Source organism: Streptomyces tagetis (assembly GCF_018069565.1).
Classification (GTDB): domain Bacteria; phylum Actinomycetota; class Actinomycetes; order Streptomycetales; family Streptomycetaceae; genus Streptomyces; species Streptomyces tagetis.
Map to the genome: position 1 here is coordinate 361,107 of NZ_JAGPNL010000006.1, position 19,377 is coordinate 380,483.

The following is a 19,377-nucleotide window of genomic DNA, read 5'->3' on the forward strand; positions in this document are numbered from 1 at the left end:
TCCACGCCCCCACAGACCACGCGATGACCATTTCCGGGGCCTACCGTGGGATGCGGCAGGACAGGACGTCCGTCTCGGGAGGGACCGTGGGGGAGAGCACGTGGGTCGGTGGCTCGGCGCCGTACCTGACGCCGGGGGAGAAGGGCCGGCCGGACGCCTGGGCCGCCGAGGCCGCGGCGCGCGGTGGGAAGGGGACGCAGAGCATCGTGCACGCCGGTCCCGTGCCCGCCCCCGCCGAGGTCGCCGGGCTGCTCGGCGTGGCGGCGGGCGAGACGGTCGTGGTGCGGCGGCGGGTGATCCGGCTGGACGGCGTGGCGTGCGAGCTGACCGACACGTACTACCCCGCGCACATCGCCCTGGGCACCCGCCTCGCCGAGCGGCGGAAGATCCCCGGCGGCGCGGTGGCCCTCCTCGCCGAGCTGGGACACGCCGGCGCACGGGTGACCGAGGAGGTGACCGCGCGCATGCCCGAGGAGGAGGAGCGCGAGGCCCTCGGCATGGGCCCGCGGGAGCCGGTCCTCACCCTGAGCCGGGTCACCCGGGACCGCGAGGACCGCCCCGTCCAGGCCGACCTGATGGTCATGCCCGCCCACCGGCAGCGACTGCGCTACGAGACCCGGATCGGCTGACCGGCCGCACCGGCACGCGCGAAGGGGCGGCCCCCCGTTCGGGGCCGCCCCTTCGGGGTGTCCGGGTTACTTCGTGGTGAGTTCCGCGGCGACCAGTTCGGCGATCTGGACCGCGTTCAGGGCCGCGCCCTTGCGGAGGTTGTCGTTGGAGACGAAGAGGGCGAGGCCGTTGTCGACCGTCTCGTCGCGGCGGATGCGGCCGACGAAGGACGGGTCCTGGCCCGCGGCCGTCAGCGGGGTCGGCACCTCGGCCAGGGCCACGCCGGGGGCGCCGGCCAGCAGCTCGCGGGCGCGCTCGACGTCGAGCGGGCGGGCGAAGCGGGCGTTGATCTGGAGGGAGTGGCCGGTGAAGACGGGCACCCGCACACAGGTGCCGGAGACCTTCAGCCCGGGGATGTCGAGGATCTTGCGGGACTCGTGGCGGAGCTTCTGCTCCTCGTCCGTCTCGTTGAGGCCGTCGTCGACGATCGAGCCGGCCATCGGCAGCACGTTGTACGCGATCGGCGCCACGTAGGTGCGCGGCTCGGGGAACTCGGCGGCCGAGCCGTCGTGGGCCAGCTTCGGCGCGTCCTCGCCCGCCTTGCGCACCTGCTCGAACAGCTCGTCGACGCCGGCCACGCCGGAGCCGGACACCGCCTGGTACGTGGAGACGACCAGCGCTTCGAGGCCGGCCTCGGCGTGCAGCGGGCGCAGCACCGGCATCGCGGCCATGGTGGTGCAGTTCGGGTTGGCGATGATGCCCTTGGGGCGGTCGGCGATCGCGTGCGGGTTCACCTCGGCCACCACCAGCGGCACCTCGGGGTCGCGGCGCCAGGCGGAGGAGTTGTCGATCACCACGGGGCCCTGGGCGGCGACCTTCTCGGCCAGCGCCCGGGAGGTCGCGCCGCCCGCGGAGAAGAGCACGATGTCCAGGCCGGAGTAGTCGGCGGTGGCCGCGTTCTCCACGGTCACGCCGTCCAGCTCCCGCCCCGCGGAACGGGCCGAGGCGAACAGGCGCAGCTCCTCGACGGGGCCGAGCGCACCGGTCGCCGCGCGTTCCGTGAGAATCCTGCGCATGACCGTGCCGACCTGACCGGTGGCTCCGACGATTCCGATCCTCACGGTGACTCCCTCTCCGTCTGTTCCCGTGCCCCCGCGCGGGGTACGCGCGGCCGTCTGCGTGGCCGGGGCCTTTCCATCATGCGTCCCACCTGGGCCCGCCTGTCCAATTCTTTGGGCCGGGTGCCCGGATGCCGGGACGCCCGGAACCCGGACGGCGGCCGGGGAGACGGCGCGGAAAACCGCACCGAGCCGGAAAAACCACCCCGATCCGCCCCTCCCGCCGCAAGCCGTGCCGTCCCGGCCCCTGCCCCGGCCCCCCTCGGCCACACCGGGGTGTGATGTACGCCTCGGCGCGCACGGGCCCCGGCCGGGTCACGGCACACCTGTGGGCGCGCGCTCCCGGTATCGCCGTACGTCCCCTGCCCCCGGAGCGCACACCGGCGCACGCCCCCGCACGGCGAAGGGCGGGCGCCCCCTGTGAGGCGCCCGCCCTCCGGACCGTCCGGCTCCGCCGGACTACGGCAGGACCGTCCCGATCCGGACGCTGCCCAGGCCCGCGACGGTGCCGCGGGCGTTCACCAGCTTGACCTGGCCGAAGAACTCCCGGCCGGCCGGCGCGGCGGCCAGCGCCGTCACGCTGCCGGACACCGTGGCCGTGGCCCCGCTGCCGAGCCTGACCCGGGCGGAGTCGTCGACCGTGACCGAGCCGAGCGCGTCGGAGAAGTACACGTCCCGGTAGTCGTACTCCGTGGAGCCCGAGGGCACCGAGTACGCGGCGACCTCGATCGTGTAGGTCCCGGCGGCCGGGCGGGCGATCGAGACCGCCTCCTCCGAGTCGCCGTCGGCGGACTGGGCGACGGCCCGCCCGCTCGCGTCGTACACCGTCAGGTCGAGGTCGGAGGCCGCGTCGGAGACGTTGCCGATGGCCACGTCGAGGGAGGCCGCGCCCGCGGGCACCTGGACCGTGGTGACGGCCTTCCTGCCGTTTTCGATGACCGGGCGGGAGGTGACCGCCGAGCCCAGCGGGCCGCCGGTCAGCGTGGCGTCGAGCGCGGCGTACCGGTTGGTCACCTTCCAGGAGGCGGCGGCCGGGGTGCCGGCGGTGGCCTCGGGCACCGTCACGACCCGCGGGTCGAAGTCGGCGCCGAGGACGGTGGCCTCCAGCGTGTACGGGTTGTCCAGCAGCGGCGAGGTGCGCCGCGCCTCGACCTCGATCTCCCAGACGCCCGGCTGCGGTTCGGCGTAGGAGCGGACGTCGGGCCGGCAGCCGTTGCCGTCGAGGTAGTTGTTGTAGCAGTACGGCGTGGAGGTGCTGTCGGCCGGGACGCCGTAGGGGTGGATGGCGATGAACCGGGTCTGGCTGCCGGTCTTCAGCCCGCCGATGGCCACCTCCAGCGCCTTGGCGCCCTCGGGGACGGTCACGAAGTAGGACCGGGTGCTGTTGCGCTGCACGGAGCCCTTCTCCGTGACGGAGTGCTTCAGCGGCGAGGCGGCCACGACCGTGGTGAGGACCTGGCGGTCGATGCCCTCGGTGCGCGGGTCGTCGATCTCCAGGATCGCGCTCTTGAGTCCGCCGGTCTTCGGCTGGGCCTGGACCTTCACGGTCACCGGCTTGTTCAGCTCCAGCTTGACCACGTCGGAGCCGAGGACGCGGAAGGTGCGGCCCTCGTCGTTCTCGAAGTGCAGCTCGTGCCGGAGCGCCCCCGCGGGGCCGGAGGTGCGGGTGACGGTGATGTCGTAGGTCTTCTTCTGCCCGGCCTTCAGGCCGCCCTCGCGGTCGTAGAGGCCGGTGCCGCGGCCCGGCGTCTTCAGGAACTCGTCGATCGCGGTGTCGACGGGCGCCTCGATCCGGTACTCGTGGGCGGTGGCGCCCTTGCGGATCGACTTCCAGGCGTCCACGACGTTGATGAGGCCCGCGCCCTGCTCGTATGCCTGCGTGCCGTCGATGTGGTCGGCGGTGGAGGTCAGCGCGGTGCGTAGGGTGGCCGGGGTGAGGGCGATGCCCTCGCGCTTGGCGGCGGACAGCAGCAGCGCGGAGGCGCCGGCGGCCTGCGGGGAGGCCATCGAGGTGCCCTGGAGCATGCTGTAGCCGGCCGGGAGGTCGTAGCCGGCCTCGGGGACGGGGCCGCCGGGGAGCCAGGTCTGCGTGGTGTTGATCGCGGCGCCGGGGGCGGTGAGCGTCGGCGTGAACCCGCCGTCCTCGCGCGGTCCGCGTGAGGAGAAGGGCATCATCGCGTACTTCTTCTTCACCTCGGAGCCGTAGTTGACGGCCCAGGTCTCCTTGGAGATGGAGGCGCCGACCGAGATCACCTTGTCGGCGAGGCCCGGGTCGCCGATGGTGTTGGCGCCGGGGCCGGAGTTGCCCGCGGAGATCACGAGCTGGACGCCGTAGGTGTCGATGAGCCGGGTGTACAGCTCGGCACGCGCGTTGTTGCCGTCGTTGAGCGCGGGGAGGCCGCCGATCGACATGTTGACGATGTCGACGCCGCGGTTGACGACGAGGTCGATCATGCCCTCGGTGAGCGCGATGTTGGTGCAGCCGCCGGTCCAGGTGCACGCGCGCGAGGAGACGATCTTCGCGCCGGGGGCGGCGCCGTTCATCTTGCCGCCGAACAGGCCGTTGGCGGCGGTGATGCCGGCCACGTGGGTGCCGTGCTCGGACTCGATGACGCCGATGTTGACGAAGTCGGCCTTGTCGCCGGCGGCGTTGTGGACGACGTCCTTGCGGATCTCCACCACGAACGGCTGGCGCTCGACGACGTCGGTGGAGGGGTCGTCGGTGCCGAAGTAGCCGACCTGGAAGCCGTCCTTGTAGGGCTTCATCGGCGTGTCGTCGCGGAAGTCGTGGTTGTCGTTCAGGTCGACGCGGACGGTGCCGGTTTTCGGGTCGTACAGGACGCCCCAGGAGTCGGTGGTGTCGCCGTCGCGGTTGGCGTCGCCCGCCGCGTCGCCGCCCGTCGTGTACGACTCCAGGAAGGTGCTGATCCGGTACGAGCCGGCCGGGGCCTTCCAGGTCTTGCCCTCGTAGGTGAAGGCGGGTCCGGAGACGGAGGTCAGCATCGGACGCCAGGTCTGGTCGCGGTCGACGACCGGGTCGGTCGCGGTGACCCAGTCGACGATCTTGCGTTCGCCGGTGGTGGTCTTCTGCAGCGCCGGGTGGCCGAGGTCGACGCCGGAGTCGAGGATGCCGATGGTGACGCCGCGGCCGTCCGCCTTCGGGTTCTTCTTCACGAAGTCGACGGCGCCCGTCTCGAAGGACGGGTTGTACGGGTTCTCGGCGGGCGTCTTGCGGTCCGGCGCCTTCACGGAGCCGCCGTTGCCCTTGCCGGACCCCTTGCCGGCGGTGACGCCGGCGTCGGGGCGGGGGTCGTCCAGCGGGATCTCGTCGCGCAGGTCGATGCCGTGCACGGAGGAGAGCTTCGCGGCGGCGGCGATGGCCGCGTCCGCCTTGGCGGTGGGCACCGTGGCACGGACGTAGCCGAGGTCGTCGTAGGTGCGGCCCACGGTGCCGCCGTCGACCGCGTCGAGCTGCCGGGCCACCTGGGCGGTCTGGCCGGGCGCGGTGGCGATCATCATCGTGATCTCCCGCGCGCCGTCGGCCTTCGCCTCGGCGAGCAGGTCGGCGTCGTGCGAACCGAGCTTGTCGTGGGCGGACTTGACGGAGGGTTCGGTGGCGGGCGCGGGGCCGGCCGCCATGGCCAGGGGCAGGGGCCCGGCCACGCCGAGCGCGGCGGCGAGGCCCGCGGCCACGGCCAGACGGGCCGCGCGTCTGCCGCCCGGTATCGGATCGCGCTGCGAGGAGTGGGTCATCGGCATCCCTTGGAGGTGGAGGAACGGGAGCGAGCGGCACCGGTCCGGTCGGACCTGGCCGCGACAGTCCGGAATGCGATCCCGGATGACCGCTCAGCCTTACCCAAGGGGCCCGTGTTTGGGGAGAGTTGGCAACGATGTGATGTGTCCATGGCGTACTTCCGCCATACGTCACGGGGGACGTAACGGACGTGCGCCGACAATCCCCGGTCCCCTGCCGCGCACCGGGCCGCACGCGGTAACGTCCCGGAGTGCGCCGGAGACTGAGGGTGGCGGCCTACGCCGTGTGCGTCCGTGACGGCCTGGTCCTGCTCGCCCGTTCCCCGGGGCCGGGCGGGGTCCGCGAATGGGTGCTGCCGGGCGGCGGCATGGAGCACGGCGAGGACCCCTACGACACCGTCGTGCGCGAACTCGCCGAGGAGACCGGCTACCGGGTCGAACCCACCGCCCTGCTCGGCGTGGACTCGCTGCGCACCGCCCTGCCCGCCCGCCCCGTACGCCGGGCCGTCGACCACCACGGGGTCCGGCTGGTCTACGAGGGGCGCGTCACCGGCGGCACGCTCCGCCCCGAGGTGGGCGGCTCCACCGACCTCGCCGCCTGGCACGACCTCGCCGCCGTGCCGGGGCTGAACCGCGTCCCGCTGGTCGACACCGGGCTGCGGCTGTGGCGGGAGCGGCCGGCCGCGGGACGGGCCGGCGGCGGCCCGGAACACAAGGGCTGAAAGCGGCTCAACCACCCCGCCGGGTCTCAACTCGCCGGCGGATGCGGGGGTCCCTCCCCCCGACGGCGCCCACCGCCCGGTGGGCGCACCAGCGGAGCAGAGGATGGGGACGACCCATGACCACACGCAGACGAGCCGCCCTGGTGACCGCCACCGCCGCCCTGCTGTCGGCCGCGCTGGCCGTACCCGCCGTGGCGGCCCCCCGTCCCGGCACCGGACACGACGCCACCCGCCGCGCCCTGCACGCCACGGTCGCCGACGGAGTGCCCGGCGTGACCGCGACCGCCCGGGACGCCCACGGCACCTGGTCCGCCACCGCGGGCGTCGGCGACCTCTCCACCGGCCGGCCCCGCTCGGCGGACGACCACTACCGGGTGGGCAGCATCGCCAAGACCTTCGTCGCCACCGTCGTCCTCCAACTGGAGGCCGAGGGAAGGCTGTCGCTCGACGACACGGTGGACCGGTGGCTGCCCGGACTGGTGCGGGGCAACGGCCACGACGGCACCAGGATCACCCTGCGCCAACTCCTCAACCACACCAGCGGCATCGCCAACTACACGGCCGACGAGGAGTTCGGCCGCCGGTACTTCACCGCCGACGGCTTCTTCGCCCACCGCTTCGACACCATGCCCCCGCGCCAGGCGGTCGCCATCGCCCTGCGCCACCGGCCCGACTTCGCGCCGGGCACCTCCTGGAACTACTCCAACACCAACTACGTGCTCGCCGGCCTCGTCATCGAGAAGGCGACCGGCCGCCCCTACGGCGAGGAGGTCCGCCGGCGCGTCGTCCAGCCCCTCGGGCTGGGCTCGACCTCCGTCCCCGGCACCCGCGCCGACCTGCCCCGGCCCAGCAGCCGCGCGTACTCGAAGCTGGCCGAGACGACGAGCGGCCCCACCTACGACGTCACCCGGATCAACCCGTCCATCGCCTACGCGGCCGGCGAGATGATCTCCGGCTCGGACGACCTGACCCGCTTCTACACCGCCCTGCTCCGCGGCCGGCTGCTCCCGCCCCGGCAACTGGCCGAGATGACCACGACGGTCCCGATGGACGACCGGACCGAGTACGGGCTGGGGCTGATGAAGACCAGGCTGAGCTGCGGGGTGACCGTCTGGGGCCACGGCGGCGGCATCCACGGCTCCACCTCGGAGGCGGTCACCACCCGCGACGGCCGCCACGCCCTCGCCTTCAACTTCAACGGCGACTGGAGCGGCGACGTCGAGGCGGTGGTCGAGGCCGAGTTCTGCCGCGAGTGACGCGGCGCGGGGGAGGGACGTCACCGGCGCCCGCCGGCCGCCCCCTCCCCCGCACATGCCCTAGCGGGGCAGTACCACCACGTACGCGGCCGGCTCCCGGTCGGCCGCCGCCATCAGCGCCGTACGGACCACCGTCGCCTGCTGTTCCGGCGTCTCCCGCAGCGCCCGCGGCGTGACGCGCACGACCGTGATGCCGAGCCGCTCCAGATGCTCCCGCAGCGGACCCGGCTCCGGCGCCTCGCCGTCCCCGGCCCTTCGGCGGGCCCGGGTGCGCAGCTCCAGCGCCACCGCCTGCTCCGGCCAGTAGGCGTCCAGTCCGCCCAGGTGCGGTCCGCCCGGCAGCCGCAGGTCCACGTTCCACAGCGGGTCCGGCAGCCCGTGCACCCGGACCATCCGGTACAGCCGGTCCTCCGCGAGCGCCCGCCCCTCCGCCACCAGCGAGTCCACCGCGGCCACCACCTGCGGCCGGTCCAGCAGCCGTGCCCGGTTCAGCTCCCGCACCGCCGCCGCCGGATCGCAGTGCCCGCCGCGCACCGCCTCGGCCAGCAGCCGGCGGATCACGGCCCCGTCCGTCTCCCCGGCCACCGCGTCGGCCAGCGCCCGCGCCACCGGCGCCACCGGGACGCCGTCGATCCGTACCGCCGTCGGCAGCGCGGCCGTGCGCACGATCCGGGCGCAGCCCGTGGAACGCAGCCGCCGCAGCCGCGGCACCAGCACGTCGACGGCGGCCAGCGACGGCAGCGGGGGAGCGGAGCGCACCCCGTGCAGGGCCAGCGCCGCCAGGCCCGTGACCACGGCCTCCGCGTACGGTTCGGGCGGCTCCGCGGGGCCGGGCCGGACCGGGGCGCCGCAGGCCGTCGCCGCTCTGGGGGCCCGCGCCCGCGCCGCGTACAAGAGCACCGCGTGCAGTTTCTCCTCGCCGGTCGGCGGACCCGGGCGGAGCAGGACCACACCGGGCAGCAGCCGCTGCCAGGGGCCGCCGGGGCGGCACCGCTCGTCGGCCTCGGCGGCGGTGACACCGTGCGCCCGCAACTGCGCGGCGGAGAGCACCCGGGGCCCGCCGGGGGCCGGATCGGTCAGGGGGTGGGGGGAGAGCGGGAAGTCGTGCGTCATGACCAGGGACTTCCCGTGACCCGTCCAGCTTTTAACCACTGTTACACGTCCGTCGGCAAACCCGGACAAGCCCGTCCTCAAGGACGGGTGTTCGGATGCCGAAGGCGCTGGTCCGTTCGGGTGTGACCAGAGGTTACGGCCTCCTGTGCCCGGATTCGGTAACGATGACGCAGCGCCGAAGTCTTGGCCAGAGATAGGGCCGTCCCGGGTGCAGGACACCCGGGACGGCCCCCGCGCTCCGGCCGGCTCAGCCGGCCGCCGCCGCGTCGCACTCCTGGCCGCGCAGCGCCCGCGCCAGGTCGTCCCGCGCCTCCAGCACCAGCCGGCGCAGCGCCGGGGCGGCCCCCTCGTGCTCCGCGAGCCACGCGTCCGTCGCCTCCAGCGTCCCGGGCGAGTCCCGCAGCGCCGGGAACAGGCCCTGGACCACGACCATCCCGATCTGGATGGACCGCTCGGTCCACACCCGCTCGATCGCCCCGAAGTACCGGTGGGCGTACGGCGCGAGCAGCTCCCGCTGGGAGGGCTGCGCGAAGCCCGCGATGGTCGCCTCCACCAGCGCGTTGGAGAGCGCGTCGGACTCCACCACCTGCGCCCACGCCTGCGCCTTCACCGCCTCGGACGGGCGGGCGGCCAGGCAGCGCACCTGATGGCGCTTGCCGGAGGCCGTGTCGTCGCGGGCCAGTTCGGCGGCGAGGACGCCCTCGTCGGCGGCGCCGTGCGCGGCGAGCGGCTCCAGGAACGCCCAGCGCAGCTCCTGGTCCACCTCCAGGCCCTCGATCTTCTCGGTGCCCTCCAGCAGGCCGCGCAGCAGCGCCAGTTCCGGTTCGCCGGAGGCCACCGCCGCGAGGAACCGGGCCCACGCGAGCTGCGGCTCACCGCCCGGCTCGGCCCGGCGCAGCTCCCGCAGCGCGCCCTCGGCCAGCAGCCGGCCGCCGCTCTCCCGCCAGGCGGGGGCCGCGTAGTGCACCAGCGCCGACCGGGCCCAGGCGTGCAGCATCTGCAGGACGCCGATGTCGGACTCGCGGCCCGCGAAGCGCAGCACCAGCGCGACGAAGTCCCGGGCCGGCAGCAGCGCGTCCCGGGTCATGTTCCACAGGGCGCCCCAGCACAGCGCCCGCGCCAGCGGGTCGGTGAGTGCGCCGAGCCCCTCGCGCAGCGTGGCCAGGGACGTCTCGTCGAAGCGGATCTTGCAGTAGGTGAGGTCGTCGTCGTTGACCAGGACCAGGTCCGGCGCCTCGGCCCCGGCCAGCTCCGCCACCACCGTACGCGGCCCCTCGACGTCCGCCTCGGCCCGCGCGTACCGCTCCAGCGCGCCGCCGGCGGTGCGCCGGTACAGCCCCACCGCCACCCGGTGCGGGCGCAGTTCGGGGTGGGACTCGGCCGCCTCCTGCACCACCGCCAGCTCGTCGACCCGGCCGCCGGCGTCCAGCAGCACCTGCGGCGTCAGCGTGTTGACGCCCGCCGTCTGGAGCCAGGAGCGCGCCCAGGCGGCCATGTCGCGCCCGCTGGTCTCCTCCAGCACCGCCAGCAGGTCGCCGAGGCGGGTGTTGCCGTAGGCGTGCCGCTTGAAGTAGCGGCGGGCACCCTCCAGGAAGGCGTCCTGGCCCGCGTAGGCGACGAGTTGCTTGAGGACGGAGGCGCCCTTGGCGTAGGTGATGCCGTCGAAGTTGAGCTTGGCGTCCTGGAGGTCGCGGATGTCCGCGGTGACCGGGTGCGTCGAGGGCAACTGGTCGGCCCGGTACGCCCAGGACTTGCGGCGGTTGGCGAAGGTGATCCAGCCGTCGGTGAAGCGGGTCGCGCCGACCAGCGAGAAAGCGCCCATGAAGTCGGCGAAGGACTCCTTCAGCCACAGGTCGTCCCACCACTCCATGGTGACCAGGTCGCCGAACCACATGTGCGCCATCTCGTGCAGGATCACGTTGGCGCGGCTCTCGTAGGACGCCTGCGTCACCTTGCCGCGGAAGATGAACTCCTCGCGGAAGGTGACCAGTCCGGGGTTCTCCATCGCGCCGAGGTTGTACTCCGGCACGAACGCCTGGTCGTACTTGCCGAAGGGGTACGGGTAGTCGACGTGGTCGTGGAAGAAGTCCAGGCCCTGCTTGGTGACGAGGAAGACGTCCTCCGCGTCGAAGTGCGGGGCCAGGCCCTTGCGGCACAGGGCGCCGAGCGGGATCTCCAGCGTCGAACCGTCCGCGAGGGTACGGGAGTAGGTGTCCGTCACGTAGTGGTACGGACCGGCGACGACGCAGGTGATGTACGTCGAGATCGGCTTGGTCTCGGCGAACCGCCAGACGCCGTCGCTCCGTTCGCCGGCGCCGTTGCTCCACACCGTCCACTCCTCGGGTGCCCGCACCTCGAAGCGGTAGGGCGCCTTGAGGTCCGGCTGCTCGAAGTTGGCGAAGACCCGGCGCGCGTCGGCGGGCTCGTACTGGGTGTACAGGTACACCTCGCCGTCCTCGGGGTCGACGAAGCGGTGCATGCCCTCGCCGGTGCGCGAGTAGGCGCACTGGGCGTCGACGACCAGCTCGTTGTCGGCGGCCAGGTCCTCCAGGACGATGCGGGTGCCGTCGAAGACCTCGCTCGGGTCGAGGTCGCGGCCGTTGAGGCTGACCGCGGTCACGCCGGGCGCGATCAGGTCCGCGAAGCTCGCGGCGCCGGGCTCGTTGCAGCGGAAGCGGATCGTGGTGACGGAGCGGAAGGTGCGCGGCTCGCCACCGTCGGCCGCGCCGGTCGCCGAGCGCACGTCGAGGGACACCTCGTACCCGTCGACGCGGAGCAGGGCGGCCCGCTCCCGGGCCTCGTCGCGGGACAGATTCTCTCCGGGCACGGGCGGCACTCCCTCGGTGGTGTTCACGATGTGGACGCCACCGATCCTGCCACGCGGTCCCCGTGCCCGGTATGGGGGAATGTCCCGGGCGGGGCGCGCGGCCCCGGGCCGGCCGCGCGCGGAAGCCCGCCGCCGGCCGGGAATGCGCCGGGCGCCGGACGGTGTTGCGCTGGAGAGACGCGCCGAGAGCGCCCGCCATGTCCTTACCGAGGAGAGCCATGTCCGAGACCGACTCCGGCAAGACCCCCGTCGACTTCTGGTTCGACCCGCTGTGCCCCTGGGCCTGGATGACCTCGCGGTGGATGCTGGAGGTGGAGAAGGTCCGCGACGTGCGGGTCCGCTGGCACGTGATGAGCCTCGCCGTGCTCAACGAGGACCGGCTCGACGAGCTGCCCGAGCAGTACCGGGAACTGCTGGAGACCAAGGCGTGGGGCCCGGTCCGGGTCGTCATCGCCGCCCGCGAGGAGCACGGGCCCGAGGTGCTCGGCGACCTCTACACCGCGCTCGGCACCCGCTTCCACAACCAGGGCGAGGAACCCACGCGGGAGACCGTCGCCGCCGCGCTGAAGGACGCCGGACTGCCCGAGTCCCTCCTCGGCCACTGGGACGACACCCCCTACGAGCCGCAGCTCCGCGCCTCCCACCAGGAGGGCATCGACAAGGTCGGCCAGGAGGTCGGCACCCCGGTCATCGCCGTGCCCGGCGCCGACGGCGAGCAGATCGCCTTCTTCGGCCCGGTCGTCACCCCGGCGCCGCGGGGCGAGGAGGCGGCCCGCCTCTGGGACGGCACCCTCGCCGTCGCCTCCGTCCCCGGCTTCTACGAGATCAAGCGCACCCGCACCAAGGGGCCGGACTTCAGCAACCTCTGAGGGCGGCGCGCGAACCTCTGAAGGCACCGCGCGAACCTACGAGGGCACCCCGCCCGCACCCGGAGGGTGCCCCCCCGGCACACGGGAAGCCCCCGCGAGTCACGTCCTCGCGGGGGCTTCCCCTGTGCGCCTGCCGCCGTGAAGGGTGAGAAGACGATCACGAGACAGGACGTCGGGGTCCGGCGCTCAGGGCGCCAGCAGCAGCGTGTTCGTCCGCGACCTGGCGGCCTCGTAGCGCCTGGCCACGTCCTGCCAGTTCACGACCTTCCACATCGCCTCGATGAAGTCGACCTTCTGGTTCTTGTACTGGAGGTAGAAGGCGTGCTCCCAGGCGTCGAAGACGAGGATCGGCGTCGCGCCCTGGCCGACGTTGCCCTGGTGGTCGTAGACCTGCTCCACGATCAGCCGGCCGCTCAGCGGCTCGTGGGCGAGGACGCCCCAGCCGGAGCCCTGCGTGGTCGCCGCCGCCTTGGAGAGCTGCGCCTTGAACCCGGCGAAGGAGCCGAACGACTCGGCGATGGCGTCCGCGAGGTCGCCCACCCCGTCCGCGGCCAGCGGTTCGCCGCCGCCGTCACCGGTCATGTTGTGCCAGTAGATCGAGTGCAGGATGTGCCCGGACAGGTGGAAGGCGAGGTTCTTCTCCAGCCCGTTGATCGCGCCCCACGTCTCCTTGTCCCGCGCCTCGGCGAGCTGCTCCAGCGTGTCGTTGGCGCCCTTGACGTACGCCGCGTGGTGCTTGTCGTGGTGCAGCTCGATGATCTCGGGGCTGATCACGGGGGCGAGCGCCGCGTAGTCGTAGGGCAGTTCAGGAAGTGTGTAGACGGGCATGGGAGATCCCCTCCGGACGCTTATTGCAAAGAGCTTGCAAGTGCACGCTAGCAGCAGAAGAGGGGACGGGCACGGCAGGGCACGCGAAAAGGGCCCTCGTACGGAAACGGTTCCGTACGAGGGCCCCCGGGCCGTGGTCCGCGTCAGGCGCGGGCCCGCCGCCGCTGCCGGAGGTACCCGGCGCCGGCCAGCGCCAGCGTCATGGCACCCGTCGAGTAGAGCTGCACCCGCGTGTCCGGCTCACGCGCCATCAGCCAGAACACCGCGGCCATCCCCGCCAGCGCCACCACCGTCAGCCCCGGGAACAGCCACATGCGCACCACCAGCTTCTCCGGCTCCTCCCGCTCCATCCGGCGCCGCAGCCGCAACTGGGAGGCGGCGATGAAGATCCAGACGACCAGGATGACCGCGCCGATCATGTTGAGCAGCCAGGAGAAGACGTCGTCCGGCCGCCAGTAGCTCAGCAGCACGCAGCCGAAGCCGAAGGCGCTGGAGGCGAGCACCGCCCGCCGCGGCACCCCGCCCGAGACCCGGCCGAGGGCCTTCGGGCCCTGACCGCGCTCCACCAGCGAGTAGGCGATGCGGGAGGCGCCGTAGATGTTGGCGTTCATCGCGCTCAGCAGCGCGACGAAGACGACGACGTTCATGAGCTGGGCCGCGCCCGGGATGCCCAGCGAGTCGAGGGCGGCGACGTAGGGGCCCTTCTCGACCACCGCGGGCGAGTCCCACGGCACCAGGGTGACGATGACCGCCATCGACCCGATGTAGAAGAGGGCGATCCGCCACATCGCCGTGCGCACCGCCATCGCCACGCCCTTGACCGGGTTCTCCGACTCGGCCGCCGCGATGGTCACCGTCTCCAGGCCGCCGTACGCGAAGACCGAGGCGAGCAGGCCGATGACCAGGCCCTCCCCGCCGTGCGGCATCAGCTCGCCCAGGTGCGTGGTGCCCGGCGCGTCGGCCCCCGGCAGCACACCGGCGATGGCGAGGACGCCCAGCAGCAGGAAGAGCGAGATCGCGCCGACCTTGAGCGCGGCGAACCAGAACTCGAACTCGCCGAAGTTGCGCACCGCCGCCAGGTTGGCGCCGCAGAACACCGCCATGAACAGCGCGACCCACGCCCACTCCGGCGTGCCCGGCAGCCAGTCGGACGCGATCTGCGCGGCGCCGATGCCCTCCAGCCCGACCGCCGTGCACAGCAGCACCCAGAAGCCCCACCCCGCGGTGAAGCCGGCCCAGGGACCGAAGGCGCGCTCCGCGTGCGCGGAGAAGGACCCCGACGAGGGGTACGCCGCCGACATCTCGCCCAGCATCCGCATCACCAGCATCACCAGGAGGCCGGAGAGCGTGTAGGCGAGGACGATCGAGGGGCCGGCGGCGGCGATGCCCGCCCCGGAACCGACGAACAGCCCCGCGCCGATCACCCCGCCGAGGGCGATCATCGACAGATGGCGCTGCTTGAGACCGTGCGAGAGCGAGTTCCCGTCCGGGCGGGGCGGTGTCTTCGTGGTGGTGCTGGACATGGGGCGCGGATCGTCCAATGCGTGGGGGGAGGTGACGGGGTGCGGGTGCGTGGGGGACGCGGGGAGCGGGGGTGGGTAAAACGCCCACAGTCTGGGACGCGCCGCTCCCGCGCGACAGGCGCTGCCCACGATACGGACAGCTCCGGTACGCCGGGTGATCGTACGGCTACTCGGCTCCCTGTTCCCGCGCGGGCACGCCGAGTTGGTGGAACCCCACAGTCCCCGCCACCCCCTCCCGGCCGGCGCGCGGGTGACGCCCGCCTCGTCACCTCAGTGACCGGCATCACCCCGGACCACGCATGCCGCGCGTCCTTTGTCGGGAGCCCACCAAGCCCCCGACCCCGCCTTGTCGGGCACTGCTGGTGATCGGCCGCCGCCCGCTGGGATAGCGTCGCCGTGTCCGACATGTCCACACCACCGCGGAGTCCCCATGAGCACCGCTGCCGTCCCCGCCCGCACCGGGCTGGTCCTCGCCGATCTCATCCCCTCCTCCCGGGTCCGGGACGCCGCGCTCGTCGCCGGCGGCGCCGCCCTCACCGGCCTCGCGGCCCAGATCGCGGTGCCCGTGCCGGGCTCCCCGGTACCCGTGACCGGCCAGACCTTCGCGGCGCTCCTCGTCGGCACCTCCCTCGGCGCCGGCCGCGGCCTGCTCTCCCTCGCGCTGTACGCGCTGGTCGGCATGGCCGGCATGCCCTGGTTCGCCGAGGGCGGCTCCGGCGCCCTCGCCCCCTCCCTCGGCTACGTCTTCGGCATGATGCTCGCCGCCGCGGCCGTCGGCGCCCTCGCCCGCCGCGGCGCCGACCGCTCCGCCTGGCGGATGGCCGGCACGATGCTGCTCGGCTCCGCCGTCGTCTACGCCGTCGGCGTCCCCTACCTGGCCCTGTCCACCGGCATGTCCGCCGGTGCCGCCATCGCCGCCGGGCTCACCCCGTTCCTGATCGGCGACGCGCTCAAGGCCGCCCTGGCCATGGGCGTGCTCCCCACCGCCTGGAAGCTGCTCGGCCGCCGCTGACCGGCCGCCCCCGCGCACGAGGTCCGCCGGCACCGCCCGGCGGACCTCTTCGCGTACCGGGACACATCCGGCCGCCGCCCCGGGCGCGACGAGGGGCACCGTCCGCCGTCACCCGCCGCCCGCGCCCCGTGGACCCCGTGTCACACTCGTCGCATGCGCGTGTATCTCGGCTCCGACCATGCGGGCTACGAACTCAAGAACCACCTCGTCGAGTGGCTGAAGGAGGCGGGCCACGAGCCCGTCGACTGCGGACCGCACCTCTACGACGCCCAGGACGACTACCCGCCCTTCTGCCTCCGCGCCGCCGAGAAGACGGCCGCGGACCCCGACTCGCTCGGCATCGTGATCGGCGGCTCCGGCAACGGCGAGCAGATCGCCGCCAACAAGGTCAAGGGCGTCCGCGCCGCGCTCGCCTGGAGCGAGGAGACCGCCGCCCTCGGCCGGCAGCACAACAACGCCAACGTCGTCGCGGTCGGCGCCCGCATGCACAGCCGGGAGGAGGCGACGAAGTTCGTCGAGACCTTCCTCGGCACGCCCTTCTCCGGCGACGAGCGGCACATCCGCCGCATCGACATGCTCTCCGCGTACGAGACCACCGGCGACCTCCCCCCGATCCCCCCGCACCACCCGCAGCGGTAACCCCGACGGCGACCGCCGACGGCACGCGGCCCCGGGGCACACCCGCCCCGGGCAGCCGCGCCCGCCCGGCACCCGCTTTCGCCCCCGCGGCGGCCTCCGCGCGGCGGGTCAGGGAATGCCCCGGGCGGGGAAAGCCCCGGGCGGAGACAGACCGGGCAGAGAAAGGACCACGTCCGTGCCGGAAGGGCACACCATCCACCGGCTGGCCGAGGACTGCGCCGCCGCCTTCGCCGGCACCACCGTGCGCGTCACCAGCCCCCAGGGCAAGTTCAGCGACGGCGCCGCCCTGCTCACCGGCACCGTCCTGCGCACCGCCGACGCCCACGGAAAGCACCTCTTCCTCGGCTTCGGCGGCGACGGCGAACCCGCCGACTGGGTCCACATCCACCTCGGCCTCTTCGGCAAGGTCACCTTCGGCGCCACCACCGGCGACCCGCCGCAGCCCCCGCCGCCCACGGACACCGTCCGGCTGCGCCTGGCCAACGCCACCACCTGGTTCGACCTGCGCGGACCCACCACCTGCGCCCTGGTCACCCCGCCCGAGAAGCAGGCCGTGCACGACCGGCTCGGCCCCGACCCGCTGCGCCCCCACGACGCCGACCCCGACGCCGCCTACGCCCGCGTCTCGCGCAGCCGCACCACCATCGCCGCCCTCCTCATGGACCAGAAGGTCGTCTCCGGCGTCGGCAACGTCTACCGCGCCGAGGTCCTCTTCCGGCACGGCATCGACCCCTACCGGCCCGGCCGCTCCCTCACCCGCGCCGAATGGGACGCCCTCTGGCAGGACCTGACCGAACTCATGCGCGAGGGCGTGCGCCTCAACCGCATCGACACCGTCCGCCCCGAGCACACCCCCGAGGCGATGGGCCGCCCGCCCCGCGTCGACGACCACGGCGGCGAGGTCTACGTCTACCGCCGGGCCGGCCTCCCCTGCCACCTGTGCGGCGACGAGGTCCGCACCGCCGGGCTCGCCGCCCGCAACCTCTTCTGGTGCCCCACCTGCCAGCGCTCCTGACGCCCCGTCAGGAAGGTTGCGTCCGGCCGGAAGCCGTACCCTCGGCCTCCCGTTTTCTCCCCTCGGCCGCCCGCCGGGCCGGTACCGTCTTGGGCCAGGGGGGCCGCGACCACCGGGGCCCGCGACAGAGCGAGGCGACATCCGCCGGCCGGCCGCCGGAGGACCGCCGGTGACGAGCACGGTGAGCCGGGCTCGGACGGGGGACAACCAGGACCTCCCGTACCGAGCGGCCGGTCCGATGGATAGGGTCCCGAACTGATGGCAGCAGGACGACAGCGGCGCGCGGAAGCCGAGACGTTCACGGCCCGGTTGAAGAAGCAGTGGCACCGGGCCCGCGTCGGGCTGCGCAGATCCGCCGTCGACTACTTCCGCGGCGACGGCTCCGACTGGATCGCGCTGGCCGGACTGCTGCTGACGATCCCCGTGATCGCGGCCACCACGATGATGAACTCCGTGTGGTTCTCGCCCGCCGCGCTGGTCCTGCCGATCGTCGCCGGCGGACTGCTGCTGCGCCCGGCCAGCCTGCTCGGCCTCTACGCGGCGGCGGCCACGGCACTGATCGTCGAGTCGGTGCGCCTCGGCCCGTACACCGAGGGCCCCTCCCGGGTCACCCCCGGCGTGGTCCTGGTCGTCGCCGCCTGCGGATTCTTCGGCCTGCTGATCGCCCAGTTCCGCAGCCGCGTCGGCGTGCCCTGGCGGCGCGGCGGCACCATGCTCTTCGACCTGCGCGAACGCATCCGCGTCCAGAGCAAGCTGCCCACCCTGCCCCTGGGCTGGCACCGGGAGATGGCGCTGCGCCCGGCGGGCGGCCAGTCCTTCTCCGGCGACTTCGTCGTCGCCGCCCGCACCGGCGGCGGCCGGACCCTGGAGGTCGTCCTCACCGACGTCTCCGGCAAGGGCATGGACGCCGGCTCCCGCGCGCTGCTGCTCTCCGGCGCCTTCGGCGGACTGCTGGGCAGCCTGCCCCCGCACGCCTTCCTGCCCGCCGCCAACGGCTACCTGCTCCGCCAGGACTGGGACGAGGGCTTCGCCACCTCCATCCACCTCGTCCTCGACCTCGACTCGGGCGACTACGAGCTGTACTCCGCCGGGCACCCGCCGGGCCTCCAGCTCAGCGCGGGCACCGGCCGCTGGGAGGAGAAGTCCGCCGAGGGCCCGCTGCTCGGCGTGTACGACGGTGCCCAGTTCGACCCGGTGAAGGGCTCCCTGCGCCCCGGCGACGTGCTGATGCTCTTCACCGACGGGCTGGTGGAGACCGCCGAACGGGACATCACCGAGGGCATCGACCGGCTCACCGGCGAGGCCGACCGCTATGTCGCCGGAGGCTTCCACGGCGCCGCCTGGCACCTGATCGAGGCGGTGGCCAAGGACGTCAACGACGACCGCGCGCTCCTGCTGATCAGCCGGGAGGGCCCCTCCGCGGGGGCCCAGGCACTCCTGGACGGCTGACCCCGGCGACCGCGGGGCCCGCGGTCGCGGCCCGCCGGGGAAGGGCCCTCCGGAAGACCCCTGGCACACTGGGGCGCGTGCACCCCACCACCCCACCGCTCACCCTGCCCGAGGTCGAGGCGCTGGCCCGCGAGGCCCACGCGGGCCAGAGGGACAAGGCGGGCCGCCCCTACGCCGAGCACCTGCGGGCCGTCGCCGAGGGCGTCCGGCGCCGCGGCGGGGACGCGGACCAGATCGCCGCGGCCTGGCTGCACGACGCCGTCGAGGACGACGCCCTCAGCGAGCGGTGGCTGCGCGAGGCCGCGCTCAGCCGCCGCACCAAGGACATCGTCCTCGCCCTCACCAGAAGCCCCGGGGAGACCCCGCAGGCGTACGCGGCCCGCGTCCTGGCCACACCGGGCGCCGCCCTGGTCAAGGAGGCCGACCTCGCACACAACGCGGACCCGGACCGGCTCGCCCTCCTCGACGCGGCCACCCGCGCCCGGCTGACCGCGAAGTACACGCGGATGCGCGCACTCCTCGGCCTGCCGGAGACGCCGCGCACCGGGGACGAGCGGGACGCCCCGGGCGACGGCTCGTAGACGGCGGGGCGGCCGGCCCCCCCCGTCAACCGGCCACCGGGCCAGGCGGGCACCCGGCCAGGC

At 73.8% G+C, this 19,377-nt stretch carries 15 protein-coding genes; 9 read left to right on the top strand and 6 right to left on the bottom strand.

Going from position 1 to position 19,377, the window contains the following annotated elements:
* Positions 1-86: 86 nt before the first annotated feature.
* Entirely contained in the window at positions 87-629 is a 543-nt protein-coding gene (locus J5Y05_RS22440) for a UTRA domain-containing protein (RefSeq protein WP_210874837.1), read from the top strand.
* A gap of 66 nt (positions 630-695) precedes the next feature.
* Here the strand turns inward: J5Y05_RS22440 and J5Y05_RS22445 are convergent, their stop codons facing one another.
* Both J5Y05_RS22445 and J5Y05_RS22450 read right to left on the bottom strand, forming a co-directional pair.
* On the bottom strand, positions 696-1,730 hold the full coding sequence (locus tag J5Y05_RS22445) for an aspartate-semialdehyde dehydrogenase (protein ID WP_210874838.1): 1,035 nt from the start codon (positions 1,728-1,730) through the stop codon (positions 696-698).
* 456 nt (positions 1,731-2,186) lie between these two features.
* Positions 2,187-5,480, bottom strand: a complete 3,294-nt coding sequence (locus J5Y05_RS22450) for a S8 family serine peptidase (RefSeq protein WP_210874839.1) — start codon at positions 5,478-5,480, stop codon at positions 2,187-2,189.
* Between the two features lie 251 nt (positions 5,481-5,731).
* Between J5Y05_RS22450 and J5Y05_RS22455 the strand changes: the two genes are divergently transcribed.
* Both J5Y05_RS22455 and J5Y05_RS22460 read left to right on the top strand, forming a co-directional pair.
* Positions 5,732-6,202 carry an NUDIX hydrolase gene (locus J5Y05_RS22455; RefSeq protein ID WP_307854039.1) on the top strand — a complete coding sequence of 157 codons (471 nt, stop codon included), beginning with the start codon at positions 5,732-5,734 and terminating at the stop codon, positions 6,200-6,202.
* A gap of 116 nt (positions 6,203-6,318) precedes the next feature.
* A complete protein-coding gene (locus J5Y05_RS22460; RefSeq protein ID WP_210874840.1) occupies positions 6,319-7,458 on the top strand; it encodes a serine hydrolase domain-containing protein in 1,140 nt (379 codons plus the stop codon).
* Positions 7,459-7,518: 60 nt separating this feature from the next.
* Here the strand turns inward: J5Y05_RS22460 and J5Y05_RS22465 are convergent, their stop codons facing one another.
* Together J5Y05_RS22465 and pepN are read right to left on the bottom strand one after the other, a co-directional pair.
* Positions 7,519-8,571 carry a hypothetical protein gene (locus J5Y05_RS22465; RefSeq protein ID WP_210874841.1) on the bottom strand — a complete coding sequence of 351 codons (1,053 nt, stop codon included), beginning with the start codon at positions 8,569-8,571 and terminating at the stop codon, positions 7,519-7,521.
* Positions 8,572-8,818: 247 nt separating this feature from the next.
* Complete coding sequence (gene pepN, locus J5Y05_RS22470; RefSeq protein ID WP_210874842.1) at positions 8,819-11,398, bottom strand: aminopeptidase N; 2,580 nt, start codon at positions 11,396-11,398, stop codon at positions 8,819-8,821.
* 218 nt (positions 11,399-11,616) lie between these two features.
* On the opposite strand from pepN, the gene J5Y05_RS22475 reads away from it, so the two are divergent.
* Positions 11,617-12,267 (top strand): mycothiol-dependent nitroreductase Rv2466c family protein, encoded by a 651-nt coding sequence (locus tag J5Y05_RS22475; RefSeq protein WP_210874843.1) that lies wholly within the window; start codon positions 11,617-11,619, stop codon positions 12,265-12,267.
* Between the two features lie 186 nt (positions 12,268-12,453).
* Here J5Y05_RS22475 and J5Y05_RS22480 read toward each other — a convergent pair whose 3' ends face one another.
* Complete coding sequence (locus J5Y05_RS22480; protein WP_210874844.1) at positions 12,454-13,095, bottom strand: superoxide dismutase; 642 nt, start codon at positions 13,093-13,095, stop codon at positions 12,454-12,456.
* Between the two features lie 143 nt (positions 13,096-13,238).
* Positions 13,239-14,618 (bottom strand): amino acid permease, encoded by a 1,380-nt coding sequence (locus tag J5Y05_RS22485; RefSeq protein ID WP_210874845.1) that lies wholly within the window; start codon positions 14,616-14,618, stop codon positions 13,239-13,241.
* Positions 14,619-15,048: 430 nt separating this feature from the next.
* On the opposite strand from J5Y05_RS22485, the gene J5Y05_RS22490 reads away from it, so the two are divergent.
* From J5Y05_RS22490 to J5Y05_RS22510, 5 genes are all read left to right on the top strand, one after another.
* Positions 15,049-15,630 (top strand): biotin transporter BioY, encoded by a 582-nt coding sequence (locus J5Y05_RS22490; protein WP_210874846.1) that lies wholly within the window; start codon positions 15,049-15,051, stop codon positions 15,628-15,630.
* 153 nt (positions 15,631-15,783) lie between these two features.
* Positions 15,784-16,269, top strand: a complete 486-nt coding sequence (locus tag J5Y05_RS22495; RefSeq protein WP_210874847.1) for a ribose-5-phosphate isomerase — start codon at positions 15,784-15,786, stop codon at positions 16,267-16,269.
* Positions 16,270-16,444: 175 nt separating this feature from the next.
* A complete protein-coding gene (locus tag J5Y05_RS22500; RefSeq protein ID WP_210874848.1) occupies positions 16,445-17,284 on the top strand; it encodes an Fpg/Nei family DNA glycosylase in 840 nt (279 codons plus the stop codon).
* 258 nt (positions 17,285-17,542) lie between these two features.
* Positions 17,543-18,733, top strand: coding sequence for a PP2C family protein-serine/threonine phosphatase (locus tag J5Y05_RS22505; RefSeq protein ID WP_210874849.1), 1,191 nt, complete (start codon positions 17,543-17,545; stop codon positions 18,731-18,733).
* Positions 18,734-18,810: 77 nt separating this feature from the next.
* Entirely contained in the window at positions 18,811-19,314 is a 504-nt protein-coding gene (locus tag J5Y05_RS22510) for an HD domain-containing protein (protein WP_210874850.1), read from the top strand.
* Positions 19,315-19,377: the final 63 nt, after the last annotated feature.